Raw genomic sequence first — 12104 nt, 5'->3', positions numbered from 1 at the left:
TAATTATGCATAATAATTTAATCATTTTAGCCGGTGGCGCTTCTTCAAGAATGAAAAAGCAGGTTGTATTAGACAATTTAAGCGAAGAAGAAATTGCACAAGCTAACGAAAGAAGTAAAGGGCTTATTGGTGTTGGCCCAAATGGCAGACCGTTATTAGACTATCTTTTATTAAATGCTAAAAGAGCTGGGTATAAAAACATTTACATCATCATAGGCGAGCAAGGAGATTTATTCAAAGAATTTTATGGAAGTGAAAACACGAATAATGATTTTCATGGTCTAAACATCTCTTTTGCTACCCAATATATCCCGGAAGGAAGAGTAAAACCATTTGGTACCGCAGATGCTTTACTTCAAGCGGTAGAACAATATCCTGAACTAAATTCTCAATATTATTCGGTTTGTAATAGTGACAATCTGTATTCAACTGCTGCCCTATTAGCACTTAGAGAAACAGAGAGTCCTAATGCATTTATAAGTTATGACAGAGACGCAATGGAATTCCCATTGGAACGAATTTCTCGTTTTGCTATTGCAAAACTTAATGAAAACAACTGTCTTGTGGATATTCTTGAGAAACCTTCAGCTGATGTTTTAGAAGAATACAAAGATTCTGAAGGAAAATTAAGAGTAAGTATGAATGCTTTTAAATTCAAAGGAAAAGTACTATATCCTTATCTAAAAAATTGTCCTGTACACCCAGAAAGAGACGAGAAAGAACTTCCTACCGTACTATTGAATTCATTAAAAGAAGCTGGCAATATTGCTTTGGGAATTCCATTTTCGGAGCATGTTCCTGACTTAACAGCAAAAGAAGATATTGCCGAAGTAAAAGAATATTTAAAAACACACTATCCACAATTAGATTGGAATGTGTAAAAAAAGGAATAAAAAAAAACACTTTTAAAAAAAATACCTCCGAAAAAATAAACAAAAGATAATTCTAAACTGTTTTTCATCTAGTAACTAAACCATATTAGATTTTTAAGGTATTTTTGATTTTTAATACATAAAATAGGCTTATTTAACTACTACTTTAAAACAAATATAGATGTCAAAAATTGAAAGTACAATTAACAAGAATCAGGGCAGTGCGTTGATTCCGATGGTTATTTTAACCGCATTATTTTTTATTTTAGGTTTTGTAACCTGGTTAAACGGACCACTGATCCCGTTTTTTGAATTAGCTTGTGAATTGACTGAATCTCAAGCTTATTTTGTTGCTTTTGCTTTTTACATCGCCTATTTTGTTATGGCAATTCCTTCTTCTTGGGTCATTGAAAAAGTAGGTTATAAAAATGGGGTTTCACTTGGCTTAATTGTCATTGCGCTTGGTGCATTTATGTTTTATCCCGCTGCTGAGAGCCGAACTTTTGTTTTATTTCTAATCGCCTTGTTTGTAATGGGAACTGGTTTGGCTATTTTGCAAACTGCTGCTAATCCTTATGTTGTTGTAATTGGCCCTAGAGAAAGTGCAGCAGCGAGAATTAGTGTATTGGGAATCGCTAATAAATTAGCCGGATTCATCGCTCCTCTAGTATTGACCGCTTTAGTCTTGTCAAATATGCAGGATTATACTGCCGATAAAATTGCAGCTCTTGACAGTGTTGCCCGATCTGCAGCATTAGATACCTTAGCTTTACAACTGCAAACTCCCTATATATACATGGGACTAGTGATCCTAGTTTTGGCTTTATTCGTTAAATTGTCACCTTTGCCTGAAATTGACCTAGATGAAGATGGAAATGTGGCTCACATGAGTATTTTTAAACAAATAAAAAATGCGTTCCAATATCCGCAATTAGTTTTAGGTGTGATCACCTTAATGTTATACCTTGCCGCCGAAGTTTTGGCTGGAGATTCTATAGGTAGTTTTGGTAAGCAATTAGGGGTTTACGGTGAAAATGGTAATTTTTATTTAAAACTAACTTCCTTTACCATGACAGCCATGGTAGTAGGTTATATCTTAGGAATTACATTAATTCCAAAATATGTTTCTCAAGTTCAAGCCTTAAAAGCTTCTGGTATTTTAGGTTTTATTTTAGTAATTTTAATTGTAACTATTTCTCCAAATATTATGGTTCAATTGCCAGGAATTCCTTCTTTACCATTAGTTATTCTATTAGTAGCACTTCTAGGACTTGCAAACGCTCTTTGCTGGCCAGCTATTTGGCCAATGGCTTTACAGGACTTAGGAGGATATACAAAAATAGCCAGTGCTATCTTGATCATGGGAATCATAGGAGGAGCCGTTTTTCCATTAGTTTATGGCTCTTTGGTAGAAACAATCAATTCAGCTAACCAAATAAATGGTGTTGCTGAAACAGCAAAAAGTGGAAATCAAATCGCTTATTCAATGCTATTACCGGCTTATATGATGATCATATTCTTTGCGTTCAAAGGACATAAATACAGAACTTGGTCAAAAAAATAATACCTAATACTAAATACCACAACATAAAATAAACTGACGATGTTAAAAAGTAATATAGACAAAGCGACAGGTTTTGAAAAGAGATTCGAAAATACCGATACGGTAGTTTTTGAAAACTCAACAGCGGCTTCCAAAGCCGTAGCCCAAGAAATTGCGGCCCTTATTAAGTCAAAACAAGAAAATAATGAATCCTGTGTGTTAGGATTAGCAACAGGTTCTTCGCCAAAGGGATTGTATGCCGAGCTAGTGCGTCTGCACAAAGAGGAAGGACTTAGTTTCAAAAATGTAATTACATTCAACTTAGATGAATATTATCCGATGGAACCCGATTCCATAAATAGCTACGTGCGATTTATGAAAGAATTGTTGTTAGACCATGTGGATATTTTACCTGAGAATTACAATATTCCTGATGGAACCTTATCCAAAGAAGAAATTGCTAATTATTGTACCACTTATGAAGAAAAAATCGAAGCCCTGGGTGGTATCGATTTACAAATATTAGGAATTGGAGGAAATGGACACATTGGATTCAATGAGTCGGGTTCTTTGCAAAACTCTAAAACAAGATTAGTAGCATTAGACCACATCACCAGAGTAGCAGCAAGTAAAGATTTCTCAGGTTTAAGCAATACTCCTAGAACAGCAATCACACTAGGGGTAAAGAAAATAATGGAAGCCAAACGAGTTATTTTGATGGCTTGGGGAGAAGGAAAATCGGCCATTATTAAAAAGTCAGTTGAAGGTCAGGTGACCAACCAAATTCCAGCTTCATTTTTGCAAGAGCATAATAATGCCGTTTTTGTTTTAGACAAAGAGGCTTCTTCAAAACTGACTAGAATCAATACTCCTTGGCTAGTTGAAAAAATCGTTTGGACAGACAAATTAACTAGAAAAGCCGTTTTAGGTTTGGCACTTGATTTGAAAAAACCAATCTTGATGCTTACCGATGCCGATTATATTGAGAACGGGATGAGCGATTTATTGGCTGATTCGGGTCCGGCTTACGACATTAACATCAAAATATTCAATAAATTACAAAACACCATCACGGGATGGCCTGGAGGTAAACCGAATGCGGATGATACTAACAGACCAGAAAGAGCAGAGCCTGCAAGAAAAAAAGTATTGATCTTCAGTCCGCATCCAGATGATGACATTATCAGTATGGGTGGTACTTTTATGAGATTGCAACAGCAAGGACACGAAGTTCATGTTGCCTATCAAACTTCAGGGAATATTGCCGTTGCTGATGATGAGGCCATACGATTTGCTCGATTTGTATTGGATTACAACGATAAATTTGGAATAAAAAGCCCAGAAGCAGAAAACATCTATAAAAAATCGATCGAATTCCTTAAAAACAAAAAAAATAGCGAAATAGATATTCCTGAAGTTCGCTATTTGAAAGGCTTAATTCGAAAAGGAGAAGCACGTGCTACGAGCCATTTTGTGGGTCTTCCTGACGAGCAAATTCATTTTATGGAACTTCCTTTCTATGAAACTGGAGCTATCGAGAAAAAGCCTTTAGGTACAGCAGATATCGAATTGACCATGGAACTTATCGAAAAAATAAAACCGCATCAAATCTATGCAGCCGGAGATTTAGCCGATCCACATGGAACGCATAAAGTATGTTTGGATGCTATTTTTGAAGCCGTTAAAAATCTAAAATCGAAAGATTTCATGAATGATTGCTGGGTTTGGTTGTACAGAGGGGCTTGGCAAGAATGGGGAATTGACGAAATCGAAATGGCTGTTCCAATGAGTCCAGACCAAGTATTGGCAAAAAGACATGGAATCTTCAAGCACCAATCTCAAAAAGACGGTGTGGTATTCCAAGGATCTGATGCTAGAGAATTTTGGCAAAGAGCCGAAGATAGAAACAGAGAAACGGCAGTATTGTACGATCAATTAGGAATGTCCTCTTATGCAGCAATGGAAGCTTTTGTAAGATGGGAATTCTAACAAAAAGCCGATAGAGTACTAACATTATTTCAATAAAAAATTCGTCCTAAAAATCTACTTCATTCAAACGAAGTTGATTTTTACGGACGATTTTTTATTTTCGAAGAATCACATTAAAATCGGCTCTTCTATTTTCATTATCACACAAGAGCCTAAAATTGTTCCAAACTCGTTTTCAAAGCCTTTACTTCCTCTCCGTTAGCAGTTTCACCTGGATCAACAATAGCCGAAGAATGGTAAAAAATAGCGTTCGTTTTTTCTTTTAACAAACCAATATTCGACGAGCGCAATCCGCCGCCAGGCATAATAACAATTCGATTATTGGCTTTTCTAACTAATTCTGTCAATACATCAATTCCTTCAAGCACATTTTTTTCTTGTCCAGAGGTCAATATCGTTTTAAAACCGCATTCTATTATTGATTCAAGCGATTCATACACCGTATTTAACACATCAAAAGCACGATGAAAAGTACAAGGAATCGGATTGGCCAAAGCTACTAATTCATTATTTTGCTTTATATTAACGTTACCGTTTTTATCTAAAATCCCAAAAACAAAACCATCGACATTCAGTTTTTTGAACTGTATAATTTCAGATTTCATTTGTTCATATTCGGCTTCCGAATAAACAAAATCTCCACCACGAGGACGAATCATTACATTCAATTTAATCGATAATTTTTTTCGGGCTTGTTCGGTAATTTTAAAATCAGGAGTGGTTCCGCCTTCTTTCATATTGGCACATAATTCGACACAATCTGCTCCGTTTTCTTGGGCTATAATGGCCGATTCTAGATTAAAACACGCAATTTCTAATTTATTCATTTTAAATTTATTTTAAAAAATAATCGGCATCAATCAAACGGTTTCCAGTATCGTCATGAACGGCATAATTAAAACCTCCCTGAATACAATAAGATCCATATTCTCCTTGCTTGTTCAAGGCTATAAAACCTACCTGAATGTCTTTTAATTCCTTGTTTCTGTTCTTGGTTAATTTTATGATTCGGGCAACAGCCTCTTCACATGCTTTTTGTGGCGATTTGCCTTGACGCATCAATTCAACAACCAGATGGCAACCCGAAATTCGAACCACTTCCTCTCCATGACCAGTGGCGGTTGCGGCTCCAATTTCGTTATCGACATACAAACCCGCACCGATAATAGGAGAATCCCCTACTCGTCCATGCATTTTGTATGCCATTCCGCTGGTAGTACAGGCTCCGGAAAGATTTCCACTAGCATCCAAAGCAATCATCCCGATGGTATCGTGATTTTCGATATTAGCAATAGGTTTATATTGGCTTGTTTTCAACCATTCTTTCCATTCTTTTTCAGACTGTTCAACTAATAAGTTTTCTTTTTTAAAACCCTGTGAAAGGGCAAATTGCAATGCTCCATCACCTACTAACATCACATGTGGAGTTTTTTCCATAACTCCTCTCGCCACCGAAATAGGATGTTTAATAAACTCCAAACATGCCACCGAACCAATATTGGCTTGCTCATCCATAATACATGCGTCTAAGGTTACACGTCCGTCCCTGTCCGGTCTTCCACCGTAACCCACACTACGTTCTTTAGGATCACCTTCAGGAATTTTTACACCTGCTTCAACTGCATCCAATGCGCGTCCGTTGCTTTTAAGTACTTCCCAAGCGGCTTCATTGGCTTGAAGTCCAAAATTCCAAGTAGAAAGCACAATAGGTTTTCGTCCTTTTCTTGGCAATTTATCCTCTTCTTCTTCAGGCTTGCTGCCAAAAGAATTCAATGCCACCGCTACAGAAGCAACAGCCGCCGTTTTAATAAAATTCCTACGATTATTCATCTTATTTCTATTTATTGACTCTACTTCTTTAGATCACTAAAAGCAGATTCATCTTGATTAAAATAGTTTTTATATAGTAAACTTGTTGCACCTAATAAGGCTGCTATTTCATTATCGGAAGAAATTAAAATAGGAATATTACAGTCTTCTTCTTTTAATTTTTCTTCAAAAGCGGGCAAGAAAAAGCTACTTGCGTTTGCAATCTTTCCTCCTATGATAAAACATTCCGCTTCAAAAGTTTTTAACCAAGGGGCAACAATTGCAGCTAAATCTTCGCCAAAATTACGAAAAGCTTGCGCTGCAATTTCATCTCCGGCCGTTGCCAAATTAAAAATTTCCAGTCCTGAGCTCCTTTTGGTACCACTTAATTTATAGTAGGACGCAATCAATCCGCGAGCAGAAACATAATCCTCGGCTATGCTGTCTTTGTAAAGAGTATTATACAATTCACCATCTGTTGGCACCTGATTGCCGGCGGTAATCGCTTCTGCTTTGTCTATAAAGCAAGCTCCAAGCCCGGTCCCAAGTGTTACAGCCATCACTTTTTTAGAACGATTCTCAGTGTTTTTAAAAACTTCTCCTTTTCCAAAACAATCGGCATCATTTTCAAAAAGAACAGGAAAATCATCCGACAAATTCAATCTTTCCTGGATTAATTTCCGAACATCCAAACCGTAAAAATGTTCATACTTAGTTTGCCCCTTTATCCAACAAATACCTTTTTTATAATCAAATGGACCAGGCATGCATGCTGAAATACCTTGGAATTCCTCGACTCCGGAATTTTTCCATGAAGTACGGATTACTCTTTCCCAAATATCCATAACTTGATCAGCCTGAAGATTAGAATCAAATGATTCTTTGTACAAGGAGACTTCGATCAATTTCATTTCATTTACAGCAATAACTCCAGCTGTAATGTGACTCCCACCTATATCTAATCCAATAGCGAATATATTTTTCATTTATCTTAATTAATTGTACATGCTCCATTTAAAAACTCAATACCTCGTTTAAGTATTCAATCATCATGGTCACATAACTATTTCTTTATTCAACTTCTTGCTCAAAAGTAAAAGCTATTCTGTTTTTCATACTTTTTTTTACTCTACAATAATCTCATCTACAAACAACCAAGAAGCTTGATTTTCTCCCGCATGTCCAGGAGGACATTTGCCTAAGTTTTTGGCAGTAACACGAACTGCTTTCACTTTTTGACTAGCAAATTGGCTAGAAAAATCCATGATTTGTGTATCTCTTGCATCAACAGGAACTGTATTCATGACCGTCTTTATTTCTTTGAAATTGATCCCGTCTGCCGATATTTCAAATTTTACCCATTGTGGAAAAAACACCCATTGTCCCCAATTTTGAATACAACCTAAGGAAATACTGCTAGCTGTCACAGCAGTGCCAAAATCAATTGTAGCCACCATATCGCTGCCGTTGAAAGCATGCCATTGTTTTCCAATGTCTTTAGTTCCTCTAAAACCGTCTGTCAGCGTATTAGCACCATTAGCTGGATAATAACGACTGTTAGCCGTATCGTATTTTACCGTTTTTCCGGTAGCTTTGTTAAATGTAAATGATTGCTCTGCTGGTTTTAGGTTCATCACTTTACCGTTCAAAGCCATAACCGCTTTTACCGTCATAGAAGTTGTAACCTCAAAAGGTTTCTCATATTTCATACTAGCAATTGTAGGTATACTACCATCAGTTGTGTAATAGATCACTCCGTCAGCATTCTCGGTTTCCAAAGCTATAGAAAGTGAATTGTTAGCTACAATTGGCTTGATATCTACTTTATAATTCCCTTTGGAATAATGAAGTCCTCTTTGTTCATAACCCACCAAATGCGGTTGTAAACGTTGGTTGAAATTTGTCCAATTGCGACTTTCTTTTGAAGACCACAACACTTCTGCTAATGCGGGCATACGAGGTAAGATCATATACTCTACGTGTTCGTAAGTGGGTACGTATTCCGTCCATAGATTCGCTTGAGACCCTAGCACTCTTTTTCCTTCTTCGGCAGTCAATTCTACTGGAATTGGTTCGTAATTATATACTTTTTTCAAGGTATTAAAACCTCCAATTGCCAAAGGCTCTGTTTCTGGATCACCTTGATAATGGTCAAAATAAAGCGGATAGCCCGGCGTCATGATCACATCATGTCCCATTTTAGCTGCTTCAATTCCGCCTGCTTCTCCTTGCCAGCTCATAACGGTAGCTTCAGGAGCTAATCCTCCTTCTAGGATTTCGTCCCAACCAATCATTTTTCTATTCTTCGAAACGATGAATTTTTCCATTCGACGAATGAAATAACTTTGTAATTCCTTTTCATCTTTCAAGTTCTCTTTTTTCATTCTGGCCTGGCATTTAGGACAGTTTTTCCAGCTTTTTTTGTCAACCTCATCACCTCCAACATGAATATATTTCGATGGGAAAATAGCCATAACCTCAACTAAAATATCCTGTAAAAAGTCAAAGGCTTGATCATTTCCTGCGCAATAATTACTTTCTACTTTAGAAGCATAGAAATTTCCTGTTTGAGCAAATGTATTTTTAGGATTACAAGAAAGCTCTGGATAAGCAGCCATTGCAGCCTCAGAGTGACCCGGCATCTCGATTTCTGGAACTACGGTAATATTTCTTGCTTTGGCGTAAGCCACAATATCCTTAGCTTGCTCCTGCGTATAATAACCTCCGTAAGTAGATTGACTTCTGTCGGCGTTAAACTGTACCTCAGCCCAGTTCCAAGATTTCCCCCAATCATCAACACGCCAAGCGGCTTGTTGGGTCAATTTTGGATATTTTTTAATTTCTAAACGCCATCCGGCGCCATCAACTAAATGCCAATGAAAGACATTCATTTTATAGGTTGCCAACAAATCAATGAATTCTTTTACCAAATCAGTCGAAAAGAAGTGACGGCTCACATCCAGCATCATTCCTCTCCATCCAAAACGAGGATAATCCTTGATTTCCATAGATGGAATTTGCACTAAATCATTGGTTCTGATCAAAGGTAAGGTTTGTAGTAAGGACTGAACTCCATAAAACAAGCCTTTAGAAGTATTAGCTTTAACTGAAATTTCATTGGGATTTACTGAAATCAAATAGCCTTCCTCTCCTATTTCTTTATTTTTTTCGATACTAAAAGCTATGGTCTTTCCTTTTCCCGTATTGGTTTTCAATTCGAAACCGCTAACTTTTTTCACATATTCAGTAAAGAAATGAACCACATCAGCGGTGGCTTTATCATTTTTAGGAATCTTTACCGATGTTTTGTTATCAATTATAAAGCTGCCTTCTTTCATTTCCAGACTCAATGGCTGCGGAATGATAGGAACGGCTTGTTGTGCCTGTAGCAACACAGAGAATAGTAAAGCGGTTAATAGAATGGTTTTTCTCATTATCTTCTTATTAAATTGGGGTATATTTTGTACTATCTAAATTATTTTTTCTGGTAAACTCTCACATAATCAACTAAAAATTGTTGTGGCAAGATGGTATCGTCAATCGGACCTGGCCAGTTGGCTCCCATAGCCAGATTCAACAATAAATAAAACGGTTTTCGAAACGGATTATCTACTCCCTCACCCGCAGTATCAATTGAAAAACTATGGTATTTGTTGTCATTAAAATAAATATCAATCGTTTGTTCGTTCCATTCGATGGCATAAACATGAAAATCACTATCGAGATTTTCTGCAATAATCTTATTCCCGTTTGATTTATTTCCTTTAGCAATAGGATCAGGATAATGAATGGTTCCGTAAATATTTTTTGGCTGATTGCCGATAAACTCCATGACATCAATTTCGCCACATTTTGGCCAACCAACTTCTGTTCTATTGGTTCCCATCATCCAAATTGCCGGCCAAATTCCTCCGCCATGAGGAAGCTTGGCTTTGACCTCGATTCTGCCGTATTTCCTCCCGATAGCTATCGGGACCGCTTTACCAAGTGTATTGATACTTGCCGATGTATATTGTGCTGTTGAATCTTTGGTTTTCCAGTCCTCACTTCCTTTTTTAAAGGATTCGTTCGGATAAATTTCTTTTCTACCTGTTATGGAAAGAACTCCATTACTTACCCAGACATTCTCTTTTCGGGCATTGGTATAATATTGTTGTTCGTTATTGCGAATGTGCCCCACTTCATAACCCCATTTTTTAGGATTTGGAAGTCCGGTATAATTGAACTCTTCTTTCCAAACTAATTTCCATTTCTCCTTTTTCTGCGCGTTTAAAGAATTAACAGAAATCAACAGTAGCACAAAAAACAAGTTCGAAATAAGAAAATTTCCTTTGTTGTTCCCAGAATTGCTTTTTTGGTTCATTTTTTACTTTTTATAGTTATAATTTCTCTTTTTAAAGTGCAAAAAAAGAAGTTCTATTTCAAAATTATATGTCCCTATTACTCAAAATTTGAGGATGATTGATACTTGTGTTTACAATCAATTCGCCAAATAATGTATTTGCCCAAGCAAACCATTTGCGGGTAAACTGCATCGCATCATCTTTATGGAAGGATTCGTGCATAAAACCCGTATTGGCATGAGTTTTTATCAAAGTACTGATACAATTTTTTATCTCATTTTCATCTACACTCGTAATGGCTCTGAGAATAATACTCATTGGCCAAATAGTATCGGCTCCAGTATGCGGTCCTCCAATTCCCTCTCCTGCTTTTCCTTTGTAGAAAAACGGATTATTTTCTGAAAGCACCAGTTTTCTGGTATTTAAGTACAATTGATCATCAGCAGCAATAGCTCCCAAATAAGGAAGGGATAATATCGAAGGGACATTGGCATCATCCATCATGTGAAAACTTCCGTAGCCGTTTACTTCAAAAGCAATGATTTTTCCAAATTTTGGATGCTCAATAATCCCTTGCTCTTGCAGTCCTTTTTCTACTTGTTTTCTTAATTCACTGGCTTTACGCACCATTTCAGCATCCTTTAATTTTGCTGAGGAGAACATCTCTTCTAAATAACCCAAAACTTCTATGGCAAACATATTACTCGGAATCAAATAGCCAAATAAGGTACTGTCATCACTTGGTCTAAAAGTTGAAACAATCAATCCGCAAGGTTTTACCGGATAGCCATAACCACTTAATGGAACGCCATCAGTAGCCCAAGCTGTGGTGCGCTGAAAGGTATAAGGTCCTTTGTTTTCCCAACGTTGTTGCTCTTTGAATGTTTGCAAAACCAGTTCCATAGACTTTTTCCAATCGGCATCAAACATGCTGATGTCTCCGGTATTTTTCCAATATTCATGCGCCAATCGAATAGGATAACACAGGCTGTCAATCTCCCATTTTCGCTCGTGAATTCCCGGTTGCATCTTAGTCATGTCATCCTTCCACTCGCTTATATGACTGAAATCTTTATAAAAAGCATTGGCATAAGGATCCAATAAAATACATTTTGTCTGGCGGTTAATTACTCCTTTTATGAGTTCTCTAAGTTTAGGATCTTCTTTAACAAATGGAAGATAAGGCCAAATTTGAGCCGTACTGTCGCGCAACCACATTGCATCAATATCACCCGTAATCACGTAGGTATCCGGTTTTCCGTCGATGATTTCAAAATCGACCGTGGTGTCCAAAGTATTTGGAAAACAATTTTCAAACAACCAAGCCAATTCAGGATTGGCTATTTGTTTTTTGATTCTAACGATAGCCGCTTCGATTGCCTTACTGGTAAATTTTCTCTCGGCCAATGGAGGACGTTTGCTGACAAAATCTTTCATTGGAAAATTAAAAATAGTGGATTCTGAAGCAAAGACTTGTGATTGTAATGCCAATAATCCTGCTGATAAAATTCCCGTGTTTTTTATAAATTTTCTTCTTGATTGCATAGT

General features: G+C 36.9%; 9 protein-coding genes. 3 read left to right on the top strand and 6 right to left on the bottom strand.

The window, feature by feature from the left end:
• Nucleotides 1-5: 5 nt before the first annotated feature.
• The 3 genes from LNP19_RS09400 to nagB all read left to right on the top strand — a co-directional run bounded on the left by LNP19_RS09400 (nucleotide 6) and on the right by nagB (nucleotide 4404).
• On the top strand, nucleotides 6-881 hold the full coding sequence (locus LNP19_RS09400; RefSeq protein WP_230061678.1) for a sugar phosphate nucleotidyltransferase: 876 nt from the start codon (nucleotides 6-8) through the stop codon (nucleotides 879-881).
• Between the two features lie 172 nt (nucleotides 882-1053).
• Nucleotides 1054-2436 (top strand): sugar MFS transporter, encoded by a 1383-nt coding sequence (locus LNP19_RS09395; protein WP_230061677.1) that lies wholly within the window; start codon nucleotides 1054-1056, stop codon nucleotides 2434-2436.
• 39 nt (nucleotides 2437-2475) lie between these two features.
• Entirely contained in the window at nucleotides 2476-4404 is a 1929-nt protein-coding gene (gene nagB, locus LNP19_RS09390) for a glucosamine-6-phosphate deaminase (protein ID WP_230061676.1), read from the top strand.
• A 152-nt stretch (nucleotides 4405-4556) separates the two neighbouring features.
• Here nagB and LNP19_RS09385 read toward each other — a convergent pair whose 3' ends face one another.
• The 6 genes from LNP19_RS09385 to LNP19_RS09360 form a co-directional block, all read right to left on the bottom strand.
• A complete protein-coding gene (locus tag LNP19_RS09385) occupies nucleotides 4557-5231 on the bottom strand; it encodes a copper homeostasis protein CutC (RefSeq protein WP_230061675.1) in 675 nt (224 codons plus the stop codon).
• A 7-nt stretch (nucleotides 5232-5238) separates the two neighbouring features.
• A complete protein-coding gene (locus LNP19_RS09380; protein ID WP_230061674.1) occupies nucleotides 5239-6234 on the bottom strand; it encodes an isoaspartyl peptidase/L-asparaginase family protein in 996 nt (331 codons plus the stop codon).
• A 20-nt stretch (nucleotides 6235-6254) separates the two neighbouring features.
• Nucleotides 6255-7199, bottom strand: a complete 945-nt coding sequence (locus tag LNP19_RS09375; RefSeq protein WP_230061673.1) for an ROK family protein — start codon at nucleotides 7197-7199, stop codon at nucleotides 6255-6257.
• Nucleotides 7200-7337: 138 nt separating this feature from the next.
• Complete coding sequence (locus tag LNP19_RS09370) at nucleotides 7338-9647, bottom strand: glycoside hydrolase family 20 protein (protein WP_230061672.1); 2310 nt, start codon at nucleotides 9645-9647, stop codon at nucleotides 7338-7340.
• 41 nt (nucleotides 9648-9688) lie between these two features.
• On the bottom strand, nucleotides 9689-10576 hold the full coding sequence (locus tag LNP19_RS09365; protein WP_230061671.1) for a glycoside hydrolase family 16 protein: 888 nt from the start codon (nucleotides 10574-10576) through the stop codon (nucleotides 9689-9691).
• A gap of 64 nt (nucleotides 10577-10640) precedes the next feature.
• On the bottom strand, nucleotides 10641-12101 hold the full coding sequence (locus tag LNP19_RS09360; RefSeq protein WP_230061670.1) for a glycoside hydrolase family 125 protein: 1461 nt from the start codon (nucleotides 12099-12101) through the stop codon (nucleotides 10641-10643).
• Between the last annotated feature and the right edge of the window lie 3 nt (nucleotides 12102-12104).

Origin of the sequence: Flavobacterium acetivorans, assembly GCF_020911885.1 — a bacterium.
Taxonomy (GTDB): Bacteria; Bacteroidota; Bacteroidia; order Flavobacteriales; family Flavobacteriaceae; genus Flavobacterium; species Flavobacterium acetivorans.
Note: the sequence above shows the minus strand (reverse complement) of the source record. Positions and strands in the feature narration are given on the sequence as shown.

What these genes read in the sequence shown, in the direction of transcription:
- LNP19_RS09400 (WP_230061678.1), top strand. Translation starts at nt 6, where the DNA reads ATGCATAATAATTTAATCATTTTAGCCGGTGGCGCTTCTTCAAGAATG.
- LNP19_RS09395 (WP_230061677.1), top strand. Translation starts at nt 1,054, where the DNA reads ATGTCAAAAATTGAAAGTACAATTAACAAGAATCAGGGCAGTGCGTTG.
- nagB (WP_230061676.1), top strand. Translation starts at nt 2,476, where the DNA reads ATGTTAAAAAGTAATATAGACAAAGCGACAGGTTTTGAAAAGAGATTC.
- LNP19_RS09385 (WP_230061675.1), bottom strand. Translation starts at nt 5,231, where the DNA reads ATGAATAAATTAGAAATTGCGTGTTTTAATCTAGAATCGGCCATTATA.
- LNP19_RS09380 (WP_230061674.1), bottom strand. Translation starts at nt 6,234, where the DNA reads ATGAATAATCGTAGGAATTTTATTAAAACGGCGGCTGTTGCTTCTGTA.
- LNP19_RS09375 (WP_230061673.1), bottom strand. Translation starts at nt 7,199, where the DNA reads ATGAAAAATATATTCGCTATTGGATTAGATATAGGTGGGAGTCACATT.
- LNP19_RS09370 (WP_230061672.1), bottom strand. Translation starts at nt 9,647, where the DNA reads ATGAGAAAAACCATTCTATTAACCGCTTTACTATTCTCTGTGTTGCTA.
- LNP19_RS09365 (WP_230061671.1), bottom strand. Translation starts at nt 10,576, where the DNA reads ATGAACCAAAAAAGCAATTCTGGGAACAACAAAGGAAATTTTCTTATT.
- LNP19_RS09360 (WP_230061670.1), bottom strand. Translation starts at nt 12,101, where the DNA reads ATGCAATCAAGAAGAAAATTTATAAAAAACACGGGAATTTTATCAGCA.